Source organism: Roseovarius sp., assembly GCF_040223625.1.
Lineage (GTDB): Bacteria > Pseudomonadota > Alphaproteobacteria > Rhodobacterales > Rhodobacteraceae > Roseovarius.
In genome coordinates this window covers 1-19,216 of record NZ_JAVKFX010000027.1, presented here as the reverse complement: position 1 = coordinate 19,216, position 19,216 = coordinate 1, and the positions used below count along the sequence as shown (strand labels likewise).

18 protein-coding genes are annotated in these 19,216 nt (G+C 67.1%); 17 read left to right on the top strand and 1 reads right to left on the bottom strand.

Annotation, left to right across the window (positions count from 1 at the left end):
- Positions 1-51 precede the first annotated feature (51 nt).
- The 10 genes from RLN94_RS07365 (at position 52) to RLN94_RS07320 (ending at position 10,164) form a co-directional block, all read left to right on the top strand.
- Complete coding sequence (locus tag RLN94_RS07365; protein WP_350126770.1) at positions 52-840, top strand: ABC transporter ATP-binding protein; 789 nt, start codon at positions 52-54, stop codon at positions 838-840.
- Positions 837-1,382 (top strand): hypothetical protein, encoded by a 546-nt coding sequence (locus RLN94_RS07360; protein WP_350126767.1) that lies wholly within the window; start codon positions 837-839, stop codon positions 1,380-1,382. The genes RLN94_RS07365 and RLN94_RS07360 overlap by 4 nt, the downstream gene beginning before the upstream one ends.
- On the top strand, positions 1,379-2,212 hold the full coding sequence (locus tag RLN94_RS07355) for an ABC transporter ATP-binding protein (protein WP_350126764.1): 834 nt from the start codon (positions 1,379-1,381) through the stop codon (positions 2,210-2,212). The genes RLN94_RS07360 and RLN94_RS07355 overlap by 4 nt, the downstream gene beginning before the upstream one ends.
- 2 nt (positions 2,213-2,214) lie before the next feature.
- A complete protein-coding gene (locus RLN94_RS07350; protein ID WP_350126761.1) occupies positions 2,215-2,634 on the top strand; it encodes a hypothetical protein in 420 nt (139 codons plus the stop codon).
- Positions 2,635-2,800: 166 nt separating this feature from the next.
- Positions 2,801-3,811: a branched-chain amino acid ABC transporter permease gene (locus tag RLN94_RS07345; protein ID WP_350126758.1), complete on the top strand. Its 1,011-nt coding sequence runs from the start codon at positions 2,801-2,803 to the stop codon at positions 3,809-3,811.
- Positions 3,808-5,112 (top strand): branched-chain amino acid ABC transporter permease, encoded by a 1,305-nt coding sequence (locus RLN94_RS07340; protein WP_350126755.1) that lies wholly within the window; start codon positions 3,808-3,810, stop codon positions 5,110-5,112. Before RLN94_RS07345 ends, RLN94_RS07340 begins: the two co-directional genes overlap by 4 nt.
- 232 nt (positions 5,113-5,344) lie before the next feature.
- Positions 5,345-5,524 (top strand): hypothetical protein, encoded by a 180-nt coding sequence (locus RLN94_RS07335; protein ID WP_350126752.1) that lies wholly within the window; start codon positions 5,345-5,347, stop codon positions 5,522-5,524.
- Positions 5,525-5,639: 115 nt separating this feature from the next.
- Positions 5,640-5,834 (top strand): hypothetical protein, encoded by a 195-nt coding sequence (locus tag RLN94_RS07330; RefSeq protein WP_350126749.1) that lies wholly within the window; start codon positions 5,640-5,642, stop codon positions 5,832-5,834.
- A 140-nt stretch (positions 5,835-5,974) separates the two neighbouring features.
- Complete coding sequence (locus tag RLN94_RS07325) at positions 5,975-7,072, top strand: efflux RND transporter periplasmic adaptor subunit (protein ID WP_350126746.1); 1,098 nt, start codon at positions 5,975-5,977, stop codon at positions 7,070-7,072.
- On the top strand, positions 7,069-10,164 hold the full coding sequence (locus tag RLN94_RS07320) for an efflux RND transporter permease subunit (protein WP_350126743.1): 3,096 nt from the start codon (positions 7,069-7,071) through the stop codon (positions 10,162-10,164). Before RLN94_RS07325 ends, RLN94_RS07320 begins: the two co-directional genes overlap by 4 nt.
- A gap of 84 nt (positions 10,165-10,248) precedes the next feature.
- Here the strand turns inward: RLN94_RS07320 and RLN94_RS07315 are convergent, their stop codons facing one another.
- Positions 10,249-10,734 carry a MarR family winged helix-turn-helix transcriptional regulator gene (locus RLN94_RS07315; RefSeq protein WP_350126740.1) on the bottom strand — a complete coding sequence of 162 codons (486 nt, stop codon included), beginning with the start codon at positions 10,732-10,734 and terminating at the stop codon, positions 10,249-10,251.
- Positions 10,735-10,806: 72 nt separating this feature from the next.
- Between RLN94_RS07315 and RLN94_RS07310 the strand changes: the two genes are divergently transcribed.
- The 7 genes from RLN94_RS07310 to RLN94_RS07280 all read left to right on the top strand — a co-directional run.
- The gene (locus RLN94_RS07310; protein ID WP_350126737.1) at positions 10,807-11,373 is read left to right on the top strand and encodes a TRAP transporter small permease subunit; all 567 of its coding nucleotides are present in this window, start codon (positions 10,807-10,809) and stop codon (positions 11,371-11,373) included.
- A complete protein-coding gene (locus RLN94_RS07305) occupies positions 11,370-12,680 on the top strand; it encodes a TRAP transporter large permease (RefSeq protein ID WP_350126734.1) in 1,311 nt (436 codons plus the stop codon). The genes RLN94_RS07310 and RLN94_RS07305 overlap by 4 nt, the downstream gene beginning before the upstream one ends.
- Positions 12,681-12,698: 18 nt before the next feature.
- Positions 12,699-13,718 (top strand): TRAP transporter substrate-binding protein, encoded by a 1,020-nt coding sequence (locus tag RLN94_RS07300; protein WP_350126731.1) that lies wholly within the window; start codon positions 12,699-12,701, stop codon positions 13,716-13,718.
- A 61-nt stretch (positions 13,719-13,779) separates the two neighbouring features.
- Positions 13,780-14,694 carry an alpha/beta hydrolase family protein gene (locus RLN94_RS07295; protein WP_350126728.1) on the top strand — a complete coding sequence of 305 codons (915 nt, stop codon included), beginning with the start codon at positions 13,780-13,782 and terminating at the stop codon, positions 14,692-14,694.
- Positions 14,695-14,908: 214 nt separating this feature from the next.
- Positions 14,909-15,454 carry a PAS domain-containing protein gene (locus RLN94_RS07290; RefSeq protein WP_350126725.1) on the top strand — a complete coding sequence of 182 codons (546 nt, stop codon included), beginning with the start codon at positions 14,909-14,911 and terminating at the stop codon, positions 15,452-15,454.
- Between the two features lie 25 nt (positions 15,455-15,479).
- Positions 15,480-18,941 carry a CheR family methyltransferase gene (locus tag RLN94_RS07285; RefSeq protein ID WP_350126722.1) on the top strand — a complete coding sequence of 1,154 codons (3,462 nt, stop codon included), beginning with the start codon at positions 15,480-15,482 and terminating at the stop codon, positions 18,939-18,941.
- Positions 18,942-18,984: 43 nt separating this feature from the next.
- Positions 18,985-19,216: response regulator (locus RLN94_RS07280; protein ID WP_502949479.1), on the top strand; the 232-nt coding region annotated here is incomplete at its 3' end.

Sequence of the window (19,216 nt, the reverse complement as noted above, 5' to 3'; positions counted from 1 at the left end):
GCCCGGGGCCGGTTCGACAAAGGAAGGGGCGAAAGACCCCGGGGGACACACATGATCGTCGTTGAAGACGTTCACAAGCATTTCGGCGGCTTCCACGCCGTCGATGGCGCGAGCATGACCATCCAGGAAGGGTCGATCACCGGTTTGATCGGGCCCAACGGCGCCGGAAAAACCACGCTTTTCAACGTGATAGCGGGCGTTCTTCAGCCGACGTCCGGCCGCGTCACCATGGCCGGCGAAGACATCACCGGCCTGCCGCCGCATGACCTGTTTCACAAGGGCCTGCTGCGCACCTTCCAGATCGCCCACGAGTTCGGCTCGATGACCTGCCGCGAGAACCTGATGATGGTGCCCGGCGACCAGACGGGCGAGCGGCTGTGGAACACCTGGTTCGGCCGCAAGCGCATCGCCGACGAGGAGCGCGCCCTGCGCGCCAAGGCCGACGAGGTGCTCGAATTCCTGACCATCGAACATCTCGCCGACCACAAGGCCGGCCAGGTCTCGGGCGGTCAGAAGAAGCTTCTGGAGCTTGGGCGCACCATGATGGTTGACGCCCGCATCGTCTTTCTCGACGAGGTCGGCGCCGGGGTGAACCGCACCCTGCTCAACACCATCGCCGACGCCATCGTCAAGCTGAACCGCGAACGCAACTACACCTTCGTGGTGATCGAGCACGACATGGATTTCATCGGCCGCATCTGCGACCCGGTGATCTGCATGGCCGAGGGAAAGGTGCTGGCCGAGGGCACCCTGGAAGAAATCAAGGCCAACGAGCAAGTGATCGAGGCCTATCTCGGGACGGGACTGAAGAACAAGGACATGATGGGGACACAGGCATGAAACAGTACTTCAAGGCACTTGCACTATCCATTGGTCTCGCGGCGGCCTCGGCCACCGCGGCGCAGACGGCATCGCCCGACGAATGCGAACAACTGACCGACCGGATCGAATTCTGCGGCGAAGCCAGCGGCTGGTCGCGGCTCGGCCGCGCCGTGGCCGAGGCCACCGCCGTCTACAAGCGCGGCGACAACACCATCGGCAAGCTGATCGTCGAGATGACCGGCACCAAGGCCCTGCGCGACAAGGACGTGCAGTCGGCGATCCTGAAGAAGGTTTCGGGCCAGATCCGCAAACTGGGCGGCAAGCTCGACGTGATCGCGCTCAAGGGCGGCATGATGAACCGCCCCGCCGGCACGATCCTCTACAGCTACGAGTCGAAAGGCACCGAGGTGCTCTTCCTGCACTCCTACATGGTCGAGAAGGGCATGGTGATGCAGTTCATCACCGTCGCCCCCGGCGTCACCGACAACGCGGTCGCCCGCGCGACCCACCGCACCTTCCTGTCGGGCTTTTCCTTCTCCGACCCGAGTGTCGCGCTTTGAGCGGAACCGACCCCTACCAGGATGACCGGGGCAACAACGACCGGTCGATCGCCAACCCGGACGGAACCGGCGAGATCCCCCGGCGCGAGGGCGGCAACGCCCGCCCCGCGCCGGGGGCCGGCCCCTTCCTCGTCGGCGAGGCGATGACCGGCGGCTACGGCCGCTCGGGCCCCGACATCCTGCACGACTGCACCATCGCCGTCGACAAGGGCGAGATCGCGGTCATCGTCGGCCCCAACGGGGCCGGCAAGTCGACCGCGATGAAGGCCGTCTTCGGCATGCTCGACCTGCGCGAGGGCCACGTCCTTCTCGACGGCGAGGATATCTCGCGGCTCACCCCGCAGGCGCGGGTCGCCAAGGGCATGGGCTTCGTGCCGCAGAACAACAACATATTCACCTCGATGACGGTCGAGGAAAACCTCGAGATGGGCGCCTTCATCCGCACCGACGACATCTCCGGCACGATGAACCAGGTCTACGACCTGTTCCCCATCCTGAAGGAGAAGCGGCGGCAGGCCGCGGGCGAGTTGTCCGGCGGCCAGCGCCAGCAGGTTGCCGTCGGTCGGGCCCTGATGACCAAGCCGAAAGTGCTCATGCTCGACGAGCCCACCGCCGGCGTCAGCCCGATCGTGATGGACGAGCTCTTCGACCGCATCATCGAGGTCAGCCGCACCGGCATCCCGATCCTGATGGTCGAACAGAACGCCCGCCAGGCGCTCGAGATCGCCGACAAGGGCTATGTCATGGTACAGGGCCGCAACGCCTATACCGGGACCGGCAAGGAACTCCTGTCCGACCCGGAAGTCCGCAAAAGTTTCCTGGGGGGATGAACATGCACAGAGTTATCGCCGCATTGGCCGTTCTGGCCGCCGTCGCGGGATGTCGCGGCGCGGGAACCGACACCGCGCAGCCCTCCGTCCAGGCCGGCCATGCTCAGATGGTCGCCTCCCTCGGCAACGCCTATATCTGGAACTGCCGCCTGCAAAGCAACCGCGGCAACCCCGACTGGCAATTCGTCCTGCAACGGGTCGGCCGCGACAAGTTCAGCGTGGTCGTGCTCGAAGCCGGCCACAGCCAGCCCCGCCCGATCGAGAACCTGCGCGAGGACAACGCGGCCCGGGTCTACTTCCTCCGCGACGGCAGCCGTATCCTCGTCGCCTCCGACGGCGAGGCCCGCGGCGAAGGACAAGGCGGCTCGATGGGCGCCGAATACACCTCCGGCGCCTGCGCGCGGGGCGGACAGCCGACATGACTACGACCGCCGGTTTTCCACAGACGCACCCCGAGATACCCATCAAGGCCCTGTCCTATATGCGATATTCTACCCACAAAACTGTGGATAAACGCGGGGACAACTTGTCCATAACTGACACTCCGCACCACGCTGTCCGCCCCGCCACACACGGGGGGCACCGCTGATGGATTTCCTCAACGCCATCGTCGCGCTCTCCAACTTCGTGCTGATCCCCGCCATCGCCTATGGCAGCCAGCTCGCCCTCGGCGCGCTCGGGGTCACGCTGATCTACGGCATCCTGCGCTTCTCGAACTTCGCCCATGGCGACACCATGGCCTTCGGCACCATGGTCACCATCCTCGTGACCTGGTGGTTCCAGTCCATGGGGCTGAGTTTCGGCGTACTGCCCACCGCCCTTCTCGCCCTGCCCCTCGGCATCGCCGCCTGCATGGGGCTGGTGCTGGCCACCGACCGGCTGGTCTACCGCTTCTACCGCGAACAGAAGGCCAAGCCGGTGATCCTCGTCATCGTCTCGATCGGCGTGATGTTCGTGCTGAACGGCCTCGTCCGCTTCATCATCGGCCCGGGCGACCAGCGCTTCGCCGACGGCGAGCGCTTCATCATCAACGCCCGCGACTTCAAGGAGATGACCGGCCTCGAGGAAGGGCTCGCCTTCAAGACCACGCAGGGCATCACCGTGGTCACCGCCGTGATCGTCGTGGCGCTGCTCTTCTGGTTCCTCAACCGCACCCGCACCGGCAAAAGCATGCGCGCCTATTCCGACAACGAGGACCTGGCGCTCCTGTCGGGCATCAGCCCCGACCGCGTGGTCATGGTGACATGGCTGATCGTGGCGGCGCTGGCCACCGTCGCCGGCACGCTTTACGGGCTCGACAAGAGCTTCAAGCCCTTCACCTATTTCCAGCTCCTCCTGCCGATCTTCGCCAGCGCCATCGTCGGCGGCCTCGGCAGCCCGGTCGGCGCCATCGCCGGCGGCTTCATCATCGCCTTCTCCGAGGTGTTCATCACCTACGCCTGGAAGAAGGTACTGGAGTATCTCATGCCCGAAAGCCTCGAGCCCTCGGGCCTCGTCCAGCTCCTCTCCACCGATTACAAGTTCGCGGTCAGCTTCGTCATCCTCCTGATCGTGCTTCTCTTCCGGCCCACCGGCCTCTTCAGGGGAAAAGCGGTATGAGCGAACCGATGAAAAACGCCGCCATGTTCGTCTTCGTGGCGGCCCTGATCCTGATGACCGGCTTCGCGCAAAGCTGGTCCACCGCCCTGCTCATCCTCAACATGGGGCTGATCTCGGCCATCATGGCGCTGGGGCTCAATCTGCAATGGGGCTTTGCCGGCCTCTTCAACGTCGGCGTCATGGGCTTCGTGGCCCTGGGCGGCCTGGCCGCCGTGCTGGTCTCCATGCCCCCCACGACCGAAGCCTGGGCGGCGGGCGGCGTGCGCCTGATCTCCGGTCTTCTGGTCGGCGCGGCGGTGATCGTCGCGGCGGCGCTGACCTTCAAGTTCATGAAGAAATCCAAGCTGCGCGGCCTGATCGTGCTGGTCATCCTCGTCGGCGGCTTCTTCCTCTACCGCGCGGTGTTCGATCCGGGCGTCGACGCGGTCGAGGCGGTGAACCCCGCCGGCACCGGTTATCTCGGCGGGCTCGGCCTGCCCGTGCTGCTGGCGTGGCCCGTGGGCGGGCTGCTGGCGGCGGGCGCGGCGTGGATCATCGGCAAGTCGGCCCTCGGCCTGCGCTCCGACTACCTCGCCATCGCCACGCTGGGCATCGCCGAGATCATCCTCGCCATCCTCAAGAACGAGGACTGGCTGGCGCGCGGCGTCAAGAACGTGGTGGGCCTGCCCCGCCCCGTCCCCTACGAGGTCGACCTCCAGACCGACCCGGCCTTCATCGAGAAGGCCGCCGGGCTGGGCATCGACCCGGTGACCGCCTCCTCGCTCTATATCAAGCTGGCTTACGGCGCGCTCTTCGCCGTCGTCCTCGCCGTGCTGCTGATCCTCGCGCAGCTTGCGCTCAAAAGCCCCTGGGGCCGGATGATGCGCGCCATCCGCGACAACGAGGTCGCGGCCGAGGCGATGGGCAAGGACGTCACCGCCCGCCACCTGCAGATCTTCATCCTCGGCTCCGCCTGCTGCGGCATCGCCGGCGCGATGATGACCACGCTCGACGGCCAGCTCATCCCCACCTCCTACCAGCCCCTGCGCTTCACCTTCCTGATCTGGGTGATGGTGATCGTCGGCGGCTCGGGCAACAATTTCGGCGCGGTGCTGGGCGGCTTCCTGATCTGGTTCCTCTGGGTGCAGGTCGAACCGATCGGCCTCTGGCTGATGCAGACCATCACCGCCCCCCTGCCCGACGGCAGCGCCCTCAAGGATCACCTGATCGGCAGCGCCGCGCATATGCGGCTCCTGACCATGGGGGTGATTCTCATCCTGGTGCTGCGGTTCAGCCCGCGGGGCCTGATTCCCGAAAGATAGGCGCGGAACCCGACGGTTAAAATGCGCAGGGTTTCCATCCCGGCATCAATACGGGCGCTGCGGCTCATTGGAACCGGCGGCCGACAGGAACATGGCGGGATTGTGGCGGGTCGTGAAAATCGCCACAATCCCGCCATATTCCACTTTCATTGACTGGGTCCACGCGATCGGCCGGCCCGCCAACTGAAGGCACCGCGCCCGCATCGCGCAACTGCCCGAAAGGCGACCCGAGATGTTGAGATGCCTGCAAACCTTCCTCCGCGACGAAACCGGCGCCGCCGGCACCGACTGGGTGATGCTCACCGCCGGCGCCGTGATGCTCGGCCTCACCGCGGTCACGGCGGTCAAGGCCGGCTCGGTCGAGGTGGGCGAGGGCATGGTCACCCATATCAGCGTGTCCAACGGCGACTGACCCACCTGCGGCAACCCGCCACGCCACTTTCGCCCACCGGGCCACATTGCCGCCAGACTCCTCTGGCATGAACGCTCTGACACACCAACAGCATTGGCCACCAGGGATGGCTGACATGATCGAACGGTTCAAAATCTTCCTCCACGACGAAAGCGGCGCCGTCACCGTCGACTGGGTCGTGCTCACCGCCGCCGTGGTGGGCCTCGGCGTCGCGGCGGTCGATATCGTCGAAGAGGGCGTGAACGCGCTCGCCTCCGACATCGCCACCGCCATCGCCGACAAGACGGTCGACAACGGCGACGAAGACTGACCGCACGCGCCTACCGGCCGCCGGTGGCACGCCGGACACGTCCGCGCGATCACGCGCCCTTCCCCGTTGCCATTTGGCCGGTTTCCGCTACCCTTGCCGCTGCGCCACCGCCGTGACGCGGGCGCGCCGGGGAAACGTACATGGCCGTATGGAAACAGCTCCTGTTGCTCTGCCTGCTGGGCGGGCTCGGCTATGGCGGCTGGTGGGTCTATAAGGAACACTACGCCCCGCCCAAGGAAGCCGCCGCCGAGCGCCCCAACGCCCCCGCCCCGGTCGAGATCGTGCCCGCCGAACGCCAGGTGCTCGAAACCACGGTCGAGGCGGTCGGCACCACCCGCGCCCTCCAGTCGGTCGAGATCGTGCCAGAGGCCGCCGGCCGCATCGTCGAGATCACCTTCAACCCCGGCGACCGGGTCGAAAAGGGCGAGGTTCTCGTCCGGCTCGACGACGCCATCCAGCGCGCCGACCTGGCCGAGGCCGAGGCCCGCTCGACCGAACAGGACCAGGTCCTCGCCCGCGCCCGGCAGCTTCGCGAAACCAACGCCATCTCGCAGGCCACGCTCGAGGAATCCGTCGCCCGCCTGGCCGAGGCCGGCGCCCAGCTCGACCGCGCCCGCCGCCGGCTGGAAGACCGCACCATCACCGCACCCTTCGCCGGCGTCGTGGGCCTGACCGAGGTCGACCCCGGCGCCCGCGTCAGCGAGGGCGACCTCATCACCCGGCTCGACGACCTCTCCGAGGTGATCGTCGAGTTCGCCCTCCCCGAAACCCTCTTCGCCCAGGTCCGCACCGGCCTCTCCGTCACCGCCACCAGCGCCGCCTTCCCCGACCGCAACTTCGAGGGCCGCATCGCCGCCGTCGACAGCCGCATCGACCCCGTTAGCCGCTCTTTCCTGACCCGCGCGGTCATCCCCAACCGCAACAGCGTCCTGCCGGCGGGCATGTTCATGTCCCTCACCCTCACCCTCTCGGAATCCGAGGAGCTCGTCGTCCCCGAGGCGGCGATCATCTTCCAGGCGGCGGAAACCTACGTCTTCACCGTCACCGACGGCACCGCACACCGCGTGCCCGTCCGAACCGGCCAGCGCCGCGCCGGGCTCGTCGCCATCGAGGGCGGGCTCGAGGAAGGCACCGGCGTCGTCGTCCGCGGCCTCCAGCGGGTGCGTGACGGCGCGGCGGTCACCGTGCTCGACGCCGGCGAACCCTCCGGCACCACCGCGACCGAGGGCGACTCGTGACGCTCCCCGACATCGCGGTCCGCCGCCCCGTGCTGGCAGCGGTGGCCAGCCTCCTGCTGCTGGTCTTCGGCCTGGCCGCCCTGCGCACCATCCCCGTGCGCGAGCTGCCGGATGTCGACAACGCCGTCGTCTCCATCGACACGATCTATCTCGGCGCCGCGCCCGAGGTGATCGACACCGACATCACCGAACCCATCGAAGGCGCGGTCGCCGCCATCAACGGCCTGCGCTCGATCAGCTCCGAAAGCCGCCAGGGCCGAAGCCGCATCACGCTGGAATTCGAAACCGGCCGCGATATCGAACAGGCCGCCAACGACGTGCGCGATGCCGTCGGCCGCGTCTCCTCCCGCCTCCCGGAAGAGGCGCAGGATCCCCGCGTGATCAAGAGCGATGCCGACGCCGACCCGGTCATGCGCCTCGCCATCACCTCCTCGCGGATGACCACGGCCGAGATCACCGACTACATCGACCGCTTCATCTCCGACCGACTGGCCACCATCGACGGGGTCGCCAACCTGCAGATCTACGGCGAACGCCCCTTCGCCGTGCGCATCTGGCTCGACCGGCGCGCGCTGGCGGCCCGGCAGCTCACCGTGGCCGATGTCGAGGCCGCGCTCCGGCGCAACAACATCGAACTTCCCGCGGGCGAAGTCGTGTCCGAAGACCGCCAGCTCTCCGTCCGCCTCAACAGCCGCCTGCGCAGCGTCGCCGATTTCCGCGACGTGGTGCTCGACCGGGTGGCGGGCTACCCCGTCCGGCTGGGCGACGTGGCCCGCGTCGAACCGGGCGTCGCCGACGACACCACCATCGTGCGCACCAACGGCAGCGACGCGGTCGGCATCGCCATCCTCCGGCAAAGCCAGTCGAACACCCTCGCCATCTCCCAGGGCGTCCGCGAGGAAATCGAGCGCCTGCAACCCACCCTCCCCGAAGGCATGGACATCATCATCGGCTCCGACGACGCGCTCTTCGTCGGCGCCTCGATCCGCGAGGTGCTGATCGCGCTCTTCATCTCGCTCGGCCTCGTCGTGCTGGTGATCCTGCTCTTCCTGCGCTCCTTCCGCGCCACGCTGGTGCCCTTCGTGGCCATCCCGGTCTCGCTCATCGGCTCCTTCATCCTGATCGGCGCATGGGGCTTCTCTCTCAACACGCTGACACTCCTGGCCATGCTGCTCGCCATCGGCCTCGTGGTCGATGACGCCATCGTCGTGCTGGAAAACATCCAGCGCCGGATCGAGAACGGGGAAAGCCCGCTGGTGGCCAGCCTGCGCGGCGCCAAGCAGGTCACCTTCGCGGTCATCGCCACCTCGCTCACCCTCATCGCCGTCTTCGTGCCGCTCTCCTTCATGCCCGGACAGGTCGGCCGCCTCTTCGTCGAGTTCGGCTGGGTGATGGCCGGAACGGTGGCCATCTCCACCTTCGTGGCCCTCTCCGCCTGCCCGGCGCTCGCCTCCCGCGTGCTGAAATCCGGCGGCGGGCTCAGGCGCGAAGACGGCCAGCTCACCGGCATCCAGGCCGCCTATCACCGCCTGCTGCAACGCGCGGTGCAGATGCCCCTCGTCGTACTGGCGCTGGCCATTGCCATCACCGGCGGCGCCGCGCTCTTCTACGAGGGGCTGCCCCGCGAACTGGCCCCCTCGGAAGACCGCGGCGTGGGCTTCATCCCGCTCACCTCGCCGCAGGGCAGCACGGTCGAGCACACCGACCTCGCCGCCCGGCAGGTCGAGGCGATCCTCGAACCCCTGCGCGAGGAGGGGCTGATCGACACCGTCTTCACCTTCACCGGCTGGGGCAACCGGGCGTGGCGCTCCTTCGTCGTCTTCCGCCTCGTCCCGTGGGAGGAGCGCACCGTTCCCATCTCCGAGGTCGTGGCCCGGATCGTCCCGCAGATGAGCCAGGTCACCATCGCCCGCGGCTTCCCCGTCACCCCGGCGGGGCTCGGCCTGCGCGGCAACTCCACCCCCGTGCGCGTGGTCATCGGCGGGCCGGACTTCGACAGCGTCAAGGAATGGGCGACCACCCTGCTCGAACGCTCCGAATCCGTCCCCGGCCTCGTGAACCCTGAGATCAACTTCGAGGAAAACCTCCCCCAGCTCGACGTCAGCATCGACCGCAACCGCGCCGATGACCTCGGCATTTCGATCGACACCATCGCCAACACCCTGCAAACCATGCTCGCCTCGCGCGAGGTCACCACCTTCGTCAGCCGCGGCCGCGAATACCCGGTGATCCTGCAAGCGGCCGAGATCGACCGCGAAAGCCCCTCCGACATCGACAACCTCTTCATCCGCGCGGCCGATGGCGAGACGCTGGTGCCCCTCGGCGCGCTGGTCTCGATGAACGAGAACGCCGCCGCCCCCTCCCTCCGCCGCTTCGACCGGCTGCCCTCGATCCAGCTCGAGGGCACGGTCGCGCCCGGCCACAACCTCGGCACCGTGCTGGAAGGAGTCGAGGCCGTCGCCGCCGACATCCTCCCCGCCTCCGCCAAGCTCGGCTACGAGGGCCAGTCGCGCACCTTCAAGGACACCTCCGAAGGCGTCGGCATCGTGCTGGCGCTGGCGCTGCTGATCGTCTTCCTCGTGCTGGCCGCGCAGTTCGAAAGCTTCGTCCACCCGCTCACCATCATGCTGACCGTGCCCGCCGGGCTCGCCGGGGCGATCTACGCCATGGCGCTCGGGGGGCTCTCGCTCAACGTCTACTCGCAGATCGGGATCATCCTGCTGGTGGGTCTGGTGGCCAAGAACGGCATCCTCATCGTCGAGTTCGCCAACCAGCTCCGCGACGAAGGCATGAAACGACGCGAGGCCGTCCTGCGCGCCTCCGCCCTGCGCCTGCGTCCCATCGTGATGACCGTGCTCTCCACGGTGCTGGGCGCCCTGCCGCTGGTCATCGCCACCGGCGCCGGCGCCGAAAGCCGCGCGGCTATCGGCACGGTGATCATCGCGGGCCTGCTGCTCGCCAGCGTGCTGATGCTGGTGGTAACGCCTGTGCTCTACGACCTCCTCGCCCGCTTCACCAAGCCCCGCGGCGCCTTCGAACGGCTCATCAACCGCGAGCTCTCCAGACCGGCAACCCAGGCCGCGAACGGGTAATTTGAGTATTTTCAGAAAGATGAAAGGCACAGTAGCGCCCCCTGTCATCTTTCCCCAAATACTCCCGCCGGAGGCGTCCCGACCTCAGCCACCCTGCGCCTTCGCCGGCAGGCCGGGCGCCCACCGCTCCACGTCCCTTGCCAGCTTGTCCAGCAGCCGCGTCAGCACCTCCACCTCTTCCGGCTCCAGCGTCTCCAGCATCACCCGCTCCGCCTCGGCAAAGCGTGCCATCACCCGGTCATGCACCGCCTGCCCGTCGTCGGTGATCGCCAGCACGTTCCGCCGCGTATCCACCGCATCCCGCGTTCGCGTGACGTATCTCTTCTCGACGAGGGAAGAGACCGCCCGGCTCACCGTGTTCGAGGGCTGCTCGGTGATCTCGCAGATATCCCGCGCATTCAACCCTGCGCGAAAGTTCAGGCACATCAGCACCGTCAGCTCCGGCCGGATCAGCCCGGTCTCCCGCTCCATCCGCCGCATCAGCGGCTCGCGGTAGAAATTGATGATGAACGCCATCCGGTATCCCACCGGAATGGACGTGCCATCGAGGATATCCATCAGCTTGAGCATGACCGCGGCCTCCTGACCTGCTAGGCTAGGACAAAAAAGGGGATTGCTCCAGTTGGAAATATATAGTTCCATATGGAGGAATATCTGGCAAGGGAGGCACGGCCGGGGATGGAGGAGGAGAATGGCAGCCTTTGGGCGCAGGCCCTGCTGCGCGGGCTTTCGGGGCTCGTCATTGTCCTGATGCTGGGCATCGTGCTGCAGGTCGCCTGCAACGCGCTCGACATCAACCCGCTGGCCCGCTTCGCCACAGCCCTGCCGCTCATCGGCAAGGCCATCACGCTCAACACGCTCCTCGACCTGCAATGGCACCTGCTGGTGATCACCGGCCTGCTGCCCGCCGGGCTCGTCTGGCTGCGCGACGCGCATGTGCGGGTCGACTTCTTCTACCAGCGCCGCGGCGACCGGGCGAAGGCCCGCATCGACCTTGCCGGCAACCTCCTCTTCGCCCTGCCCTTCCTCGTCATGATCCTGCCCGCCGCGTGGGATTTCACCACCCGCGCCTGGCGCTCCGACGAAGGCTCCGCCTCGGGCGGGCTGAATGACCTCTGGCTGATCAAGGCATTCCTGCCCCTCGGCATGGCGCTGCTCGCCCTGGCGCTCGCCGTCGAAACCCTCCGCCTTCTCCGGCGCGCCAGATGACCGAGACCGCCCTGCCCCTCGCCATGGCCGTGCTCACGCTCGCCGGCATCCTCGCCGGCTACCGCGTCGCCATGGTGCTCGCCGGCTCAGCTGCGCTCTTCATCCTCGTCTCCGACCTGCCCAACGCCTATTTCAACCTGCTCACCAGCCGGATCTACGCCAACGTCCTGTCGAACTGGCTGCTCGTCGCCATCCCGATGTTCATCTTCATGGGGCTGGTGCTGGAAAAATCCGGCGTCGCCGAACGCTCGCTCCGCGCGGCGCAACAGGCGCTCGGCGGCAGCGCGGCAGGCATGGGCATCTCTGTTCTCGTCATCGGCGTGCTGCTCGCCGCTTCCTCCGGCATCGTCGGCGCCTCGGTGGTCCTCCTCGCCCTCCTCGCCCTGCCGCGCCTGAAGGAAACCGGCTACGACAAAGCCACCTCCGCCGGGCTCATCGCCGCCTCCGGCACGCTCGCCATCCTGATCCCGCCCTCGGTGATGCTGATCGTGCTGGGCGACCAGCTTCAGACCCCGGTGCCCGACATGTTCGCCGGCGCCATCGGCCCGGGCCTCCTGCTCGTGGGCGTCTACGCCATCCTCGTCGCCCTCCGCTCCCGCGGCCTGCCCCGCGCCCCCCGGCCGGAGGGCCGCACCAACCCCTTCCGCCTGCTCCTCGACCTCGGGCCGCTGCTGACGCTCATCGTCGTGGTCCTCGGCTCCATCATCGCCGGCTACGCCACGCCCACCGAGGCCAGCGGCCTCGGCGCCTTCGGGGCAATCCTCGTGACCCTCCTCTACCGCCGCTTCGACCTCGCCACCATCATGGCGGCCGCCCGCCAGACCGTCACCACCACCTCCATGGTCCTCCTCGTCATGATCGGCGCCACCTGCTTCTCGGCGGTCTTCAAGGCCATCGGAGGCGACGACATGGTGGAAACCGCCATCACCGCCTTCGGCACCGACCCGCTGACCGTGCTCGCCGTGGTCATGGGGGCGATCTTCCTGCTGGGTTTCGTCCTCGACTGGCTGGAAATCACCCTGATCCTCATGCCGATCTTCGCCCCCATCGTGGCCGGGCTCGACTTCGGCAACGGCCTCTCGGGCGACGCGCTGCTCGTCTGGTTCGGCATCCTCGTCGCCGTCAACCTGCAAACCTCGTTCCTCACGCCCCCCTTCGGCTTCTCGCTCTTCTACCTGCGCGGTGCCGCCGGCGGCCAACTCACGACAACCGACATCTACAAGGGCGTCCTGCCCTTCATCCTGCTTCAGCTTCTGGTGCTGGGGCTGCTCATCGCCTTCCCCGTCATCGTCACGGGGCTCATCTGAACCACTAGGGAGGAAACCATGAAACACACAGTGAAAGCCGCCGCGCTGGCCGTGCTGGCGGCCACCGCCGCCCAGGCCGAAAGCTACACGATGCAAAGCGCCTTCGGGCCCCTGCCGGTGCTCGACCCGGCCGCCAAGCGCTTCGTCGAGAACGTCTCGACCCTGACGGGCGGCGAGGTGGAGTTCGACTACCTCCTCGACGGCGAACTTTCCCCCGCCTTCGAGATCTTCGACAATGTCAGCGCCGGCGCCATCGACGCGGGCTTCAGCTTCGCGGGCTACGCCGCCGGCAAGGAACCGGCCGCCGCGCTCTTCGGCTCCATCCCCTTCGGCGGAGAGCCCACGCAATACATCTCCTGGCTCAACCACGGCGGCGGGCTGGAACTCTGGCGCGAGATCTACGAGCCCTACAACCTCGTGCCCATGGCCTGCGGCGTCATCCTGTCCGAAGCGGGCGGCTGGTACACGAAGGAAATCAACACCCCCGAAGACCTCAAGGGCCTCAACATCCGCATCGGCGGTTTGGGCGGCGAGATCCTGTCGAAGCTCGGCGCCAACGCCATGTCCCTCCCCGCGGGCGAAATATCCACCTCGCTCGAAACCGGCCGGCTCGACGCGACCGAGCTCAGCTTCCCGCTGGTCGACAAGCTGCTGGGCTTCGATCAGGTCGCCAAGAACTACTACTTCCCCGGCTGGCACCAACCCGCGGGCTTCATCGAGTTCTACATGAACAAGGACAAGTGGGACGCCCTCACCGACGCGCAGCGCAAGGCGATCGAGGTCTCCTGCAACGAGGTCAGCCTCTGGGCGCTCGGCCACGCGGCCGGCGCCCAAGGCCCCGTGCTCCAGGACTTCCGCGACAACGGCGTCAACGTCGCCCGCTTCCCCGACAGCGTGATGGAGGCCCTGCGCACCGCCGCCGACGAGGTCTATGCCGAACGCTCGGCCGAGGACGAGATGTTCAAGCGCGTGATCGACAGCTACCGCGCCTATGGCGAGGACTACCGCGAATACCAAAGCCTCTCGGCGCTGGACTGATCCGCCTGTCCCGCCCGTGCCACCCCGGCGCGGGCGCGCCCAGACCCTCGGGAGACCCCGCATGCGCCGCCCCGTGACCCTGCGCGATTTCGGCAGCTACACCGCCGGCGGCCGCCTGCACCGGGTCACCGAGGGGCAGCCGCGCGACCTGCCCGTCACCCGCGACGTCACCCTCACCTTCGACCCGAGGGGCACCTTCGCGGTCGAACAGGCCTACGTACAGTATTTCATCCCCGACCCCCGCCGCGACGCGCCGCCCGTCGTGCTGCTGCATGGCGGCGGCATGTCCGGCACCGTGTGGGAGGGTACGCCGGACGGGCGGCGCGGCTGGCTCCAGATGCTGCTGGCTCAGGGCTACGAGGTGCATGTCATCGACAACGCCGAACGCGGCCGCGCCGGGTTCATGCCGGGCCTCTGGCCGGGCGAGCCGGTGCTGCGCTCGCTCGAGGATGCCTGGCAGCTCTTCCGCATCGGCCCGCCCGAGGGGTTCGCCGCCCGCCGCGCCTTCCCCGGCCAGCTATTCCCCGCCGACAGCCTACCCGCGCTCGCCGCCACCTTCGCCCCCCGCTGGCTCTCCACCGCCCCGCAACAGGCCGCGGCGGTCAAGGCGGTGCTCGACCGGCTGCCCGCGCCCATCCTCATCGCCCACAGCCAGGGCGCCGAACCCGCCTTCGAGGCCATCGCGCAAGGCGCGCGCCTCTCGCACCTCGTGCTCCTCGAACCCTCGGCCGAACCCGACGAGCCTGCCCCCCTGCCCGTCACCCTCGTCACCGGCGACCACCTCGACATCAACGACCTCTGGCGCACCCGTGCCGCCGCCTGGGACCGCTTCGAGGCCACGCTCCGCAACGCCCGCACCCCCATCAACCGCCTCGCCTCCGGCACCACCCTGCCGCCCGGCCATTCCCACCTGCCCATGCACGACCACGGCCACGACACCGTGCTCGAGGCCATCCTCGCCACCCTCCCGGCCTGACCCGCAAAACGCCCCGTGACGCCGCGCGCCGCTCAAACATGAAACCCGGGGCCCGGTTTCTGCGTTATCCGGGCGCCCACTGACCTTGCGTCACCCCGCCACCGCATTGACCTGATCGCGCCGGATGGGGTCAAAAGTAAACTAAACCATTGTCTGCACACGCAGACGCACCAATATAAGCGTGTCATTGTTGTTCGAAAGCGAGTTAGACCAGATGCCGACACAGACCGACCTGCCGCCCGCCCTGGGCGACTATATCCGGAAGTCCGGCGTCGCGCTGGCCATATCGACAACCGAGGGCGACGCGCCCCTCATGGCCGTGAACGAGGCCTTCTGCACCCTCACCGGCTATGCCGAGGAGGACGTGACCGGCCAGAACTGCCGCTTCCTGCAAGGCGCCAACACAACCGAGGAAGAGCGCCAGCCACTGCACGACTTCGTCCATGGCAAGGGCGGCGACAGCGGCCGCTTCCCGATCACCAATTACCGCAAGGACGGCAGCGAATTCCGCAATTTCGTCTTCATGTCCCGCCTCTACGACGCCCGTGGCACGGCACAGCTCATCCTCGCCTCGCAATTCGACATGACCTCCGCCATGCAACGCTCGGAGATTTCCAAGAACGACGCCAAGCTCTCGCAGGCCCTGACCGATGTCGAACAGATCGGCCGCGAATACGGCTTCGCCATGATGGGCTCGGCCCAGCTCATCGCCGACTCGGTGGCGACCCTCGCCCGCATGTCCTTCTCGGGCTCCCGTTAACCCCCCGCGGCCGGCGTATCGTCACATGAAAGATTCCGAAGAAGAAGATCAGACCCCTGCGCAGAAACGGGAAGCAGACCGCAAGCGGCTCTGCGTCGTCGGCATCGGCGCCTCCGCCGGCGGGCTCGAAGCCATCCGCGAGATGCTGACCGAGGCGCGGCCCAAGAACAACCTCGCCTTCGTCGTCATCCAGCACCTCGACCCCAACCACGAAAGCCTGCTGGCCGAACTGCTCTCCCGCCACACCGAGCTGACCGTGCGGCAGGTCTCCGGCGGCGAGAAGGTCGAGGCCGGCAACGTCTACATCATCCCGCCCGGCCACGGCCTCTCGATCACCGACTCGGTGCTCAACCTCACCGATTTCGCCCAGCCTCGCGGCCTGCGCCGCCCGATCGACGACTTCTTCGAAAGCCTCGCGCTCGACCAGGGCCGCTTCGCCGCCTGCGTGATCCTCTCCGGCACCGGCGCCGACGGAAGCGCCGGCCTGCGCGCGATCAAGGAACATGGCGGCCTCTGCGTCGTCCAGGACCCCCGCACCGCCAAGTACGAAGGCATGCCCACCTCGGCCCAGGGCACGGGGCTCGTCGATTTCGTCCGCCGCCCGGGCGAGATCGTCGACGCGATCCAGCAATTCTACGCCCATTCCTTTGTCGACACGGTCGACAAGAAACTCGCCAGCACGGTCGAGGAGAACCTCAACGAGATCTGCGGCGTGGTGCGCAACTTCGTCGGGCACGATTTCTCGGGCTACAAGAAATCCACCCTCGTCCGCCGGGTCCAGCGCCGCATCCAGGTGCTCGACCTCGCCGACGCCCATGCCTATCTCCAGCACATCAAGTCCGACCCGCTCGAATGCGAGGTGCTGTTCCGCGACCTGCTGATCAACGTCACCCGCTTCTTCCGCGACCCCGAGCATTTCGCGGCGCTCCGAGAAAAGGCGATCAGGCCGATGATCAAAAACGCCGGCAACGAGGACGAGCTTCGCATCTGGATCCCCGGCTGTTCCAGCGGCGAGGAGGCCTTCTCCATCGCCATGATCTTCGCCGAGGAGGCACGCCTCCGGCAACACGCCCCCAAGGTCCAGATCTTCGCCACCGATATCGACGAGCAGATGCTGCGCATCGCGCGCGAGGCGTCCTACCCGCAATCCGCCCTCGCCGACATCCCCGAGGAGATGCGCGAGGCCTATACCATCGCCCGCGACGGCCGGTTCCAGATTTCCGGCCGCATCCGCGACATGATCCGCTTTTCCGTGCACAGCATCGTGCGCGATCCGCCCTTCTCGAACATCGACCTGGTGTCCTGCCGGAACTTGCTGATCTACTTCGACGACCAGCTTCAGAACCTCGCCCTGCCGATCTTCCACTACTCGATCAAGCCCGACGGCATCCTGTTCCTCGGGCCGTCGGAAACCGTCGGCCGCCACGACCATGCCTTTCGGCAGGTCGACCAGACCGCGCGGATCTTCCAGCGCAACGACGGCCGCCCCGAATACCCCCTCCACCTGCGCGGCCAGTCGCGGCCTGAAACCCCGCGCCGCCCTGGCCTTTACGAGGATGACAGCGGCTCGCTCCAGCCCGACTGGCGCGAGGATGACGCGGTTCAGCGCATCCTCTCCACCTACGCCCCCGCCACGCTGCAGGTGACCACATCGGGCGAGATCCTCAAGACCACCGGCCGCCTCGGCAAGTATCTCGATTACGGCACCGATCAGGAAACCAACCGCTTCGCCCCCTCCATCGCCCGCCCCGGCGTGCGCGAGGCCGTCTCGGCCATCATCCGGCAGGTCGGCAAGAACAAGAGGCGCACGATCTCCCGCGATCTCGTCGCCAAGTCCGAATTCGGCCAGCAGGCCTTCGACCTGATAGCAGAGCCGCTCGACGACGGCTCGATCCTGCTGATCCTGCGCGACCGCGACCGCTTCGAAACCTTCGAGGACGAGGATTTCGACGATCTCGCCCCGATGGACAGCCACGTCCAAAGCCTCGAGGACGAGCTGCGCAGCACCCGCGTCCGCCTGCACACCACCGTCGAGGAGCTCGAGACGGCGAACGAGGAGCTGAAAAGCTCCAACGAAGAAATGATGTCGATGAACGAAGAGCTCCAGTCGACCAACGAAGAGCTCTCGACCGTCAATGACGAGCTGAAAAGCAAGGTCGACGAGCTGTCGGTCGCCAATGCCGACCTCAGCAACTTCTTTGCGTCGACCGCCCTGCCCCTCGTGGTGGTCGATGCCGACATGTCGATCCGCAACTTCACCGATGCGATCCAGTCGATCTATCCCTTCCGCGGCACCGACCGCGGCCGCCCCCTGAGCGAGGTCACCAGCAGCCTGTGCAACAACGAGGAAGTGCTGACCGCCGCGCGCGACGTCATGGGCGACGGCGAGGTCCGCTACCTGCGGGTGACCGACCGGGCCGAGGAACGCACATGGTCGCTGGTCATCACCCCCTACCAGAACCGCTCGGGCGACGTCGACGGCGCCACCCTCGTCTTCACCGAGGTCACCGACGCCCTGCGTCTCGAGGAGGCCCTCAAGCACGAGGGCGAGCGCCTGCGCCTCGCGCTCGACGTCACCTCGCTCAGCGTGTGGGAGTTCGCCCCCGGCTCGGACGAGCTGAAGCTCGACGAAACCGGCCGCGCCCTGATCGGCACCGAGGAGAATGTGCTCCGCCTCGGCGCTTTCCTCGACGAGGTCAACAGCAAGGACCGGGCCGCCATCGAATCCGCCTTCCGCAACGCCGACGAGGAAGGCGACGGCATCGACCTGACCTGGTCCGCGCCCCAGAAGGACGGCACCAGGCGCTATGTCCGGATCGTCGGCCGCCGCATCAAGGGCTACCGGGCCGACCGCATCCTCGGCGTGTTCTTCGACGTCACCGCCGAGGAAGAGGCCAAGACCGTCCGCGAGATGATGCTGCGCGAGATGAACCATCGGGTGAAGAACATGTTCTCGGTGATCTCCAGCATGGTCCGCATGGCCGGCCGCTCGACCGACAATATCGACGACCTCGTCGAGGGGGTGCAGGCCCGCATCAACGCGCTCGCCCGCTCCCACGACATGACCCAGCGCTCCCGCGCGGGCAAGCGCCTCCGCCTCGAGGACGCGATCCGCGCCGCGCTGGAACCCTATGACGGCCAGGCCGAGACCAGCGTCTCGGGCCCCAAGGTCGTGCTCACCAGCCAGGAGCTCACCTCGCTCTCCCTGCTGCTTCACGAATGGGCCACGAACGCCGCGAAATACGGCGTCCTCGGCCCCGCCTCGGGCAAGCTCGATGTGACATGGAAGACGCACAGGAACGACTCCGTCGAATTGATATGGAACGAGATCCACGATCGAAGAGTTATTCCTGACGAAAACGGCACCGGATTCGGCTCGACATTGGTCGAACTGGCCGCCGCACAGCTTGGCGGAAGCGTAACGGTTTCTTTCAATGACAATGAACGCAAGATGACTTTGGTGTATGAGCCCGAAAACAATGAATGAAAAGACTGATCGAGCAACGGTGCTTGTGTGTGAAGACGAATTCGTGGTCGCGTTGGACCTCAAACTCCTGATCGAAGAATTCGGCTTCGAGGTGATGGGCCCCTTCGCAAAGCGGTCCGACGCCCTCGAGATACTAGACAAGGGCCTCCCCGACGTGGCCCTCCTCGACGTGCGCCTGAAGGATGGCGAGGTGTTCCCCCTGGCCGACAAGCTCGTCGACCTCGGCGTACCCATCGTCTTCCACTCCGGCCACATCTTCGAGGAAGACGTCCGCA

Excerpts from the sequence above, each read along its gene's own strand:
- RLN94_RS07365 (WP_350126770.1), top strand. The coding sequence starts at position 52 with ATGATCGTCGTTGAAGACGTTCACAAGCATTTCGGCGGCTTCCACGCC.
- RLN94_RS07360 (WP_350126767.1), top strand. The coding sequence starts at position 837 with ATGAAACAGTACTTCAAGGCACTTGCACTATCCATTGGTCTCGCGGCG.
- RLN94_RS07350 (WP_350126761.1), top strand. The coding sequence starts at position 2,215 with ATGCACAGAGTTATCGCCGCATTGGCCGTTCTGGCCGCCGTCGCGGGA.
- RLN94_RS07345 (WP_350126758.1), top strand. The coding sequence starts at position 2,801 with ATGGATTTCCTCAACGCCATCGTCGCGCTCTCCAACTTCGTGCTGATC.
- RLN94_RS07340 (WP_350126755.1), top strand. The coding sequence starts at position 3,808 with ATGAGCGAACCGATGAAAAACGCCGCCATGTTCGTCTTCGTGGCGGCC.
- RLN94_RS07335 (WP_350126752.1), top strand. The coding sequence starts at position 5,345 with ATGTTGAGATGCCTGCAAACCTTCCTCCGCGACGAAACCGGCGCCGCC.
- RLN94_RS07330 (WP_350126749.1), top strand. The coding sequence starts at position 5,640 with ATGATCGAACGGTTCAAAATCTTCCTCCACGACGAAAGCGGCGCCGTC.
- RLN94_RS07325 (WP_350126746.1), top strand. The coding sequence starts at position 5,975 with ATGGCCGTATGGAAACAGCTCCTGTTGCTCTGCCTGCTGGGCGGGCTC.
- RLN94_RS07315 (WP_350126740.1), bottom strand. The coding sequence starts at position 10,734 with ATGCTCAAGCTGATGGATATCCTCGATGGCACGTCCATTCCGGTGGGA.
- RLN94_RS07310 (WP_350126737.1), top strand. The coding sequence starts at position 10,807 with ATGGAGGAATATCTGGCAAGGGAGGCACGGCCGGGGATGGAGGAGGAG.
- RLN94_RS07305 (WP_350126734.1), top strand. The coding sequence starts at position 11,370 with ATGACCGAGACCGCCCTGCCCCTCGCCATGGCCGTGCTCACGCTCGCC.
- RLN94_RS07300 (WP_350126731.1), top strand. The coding sequence starts at position 12,699 with ATGAAACACACAGTGAAAGCCGCCGCGCTGGCCGTGCTGGCGGCCACC.
- RLN94_RS07295 (WP_350126728.1), top strand. The coding sequence starts at position 13,780 with ATGCGCCGCCCCGTGACCCTGCGCGATTTCGGCAGCTACACCGCCGGC.
- RLN94_RS07290 (WP_350126725.1), top strand. The coding sequence starts at position 14,909 with ATGCCGACACAGACCGACCTGCCGCCCGCCCTGGGCGACTATATCCGG.
- RLN94_RS07285 (WP_350126722.1), top strand. The coding sequence starts at position 15,480 with ATGAAAGATTCCGAAGAAGAAGATCAGACCCCTGCGCAGAAACGGGAA.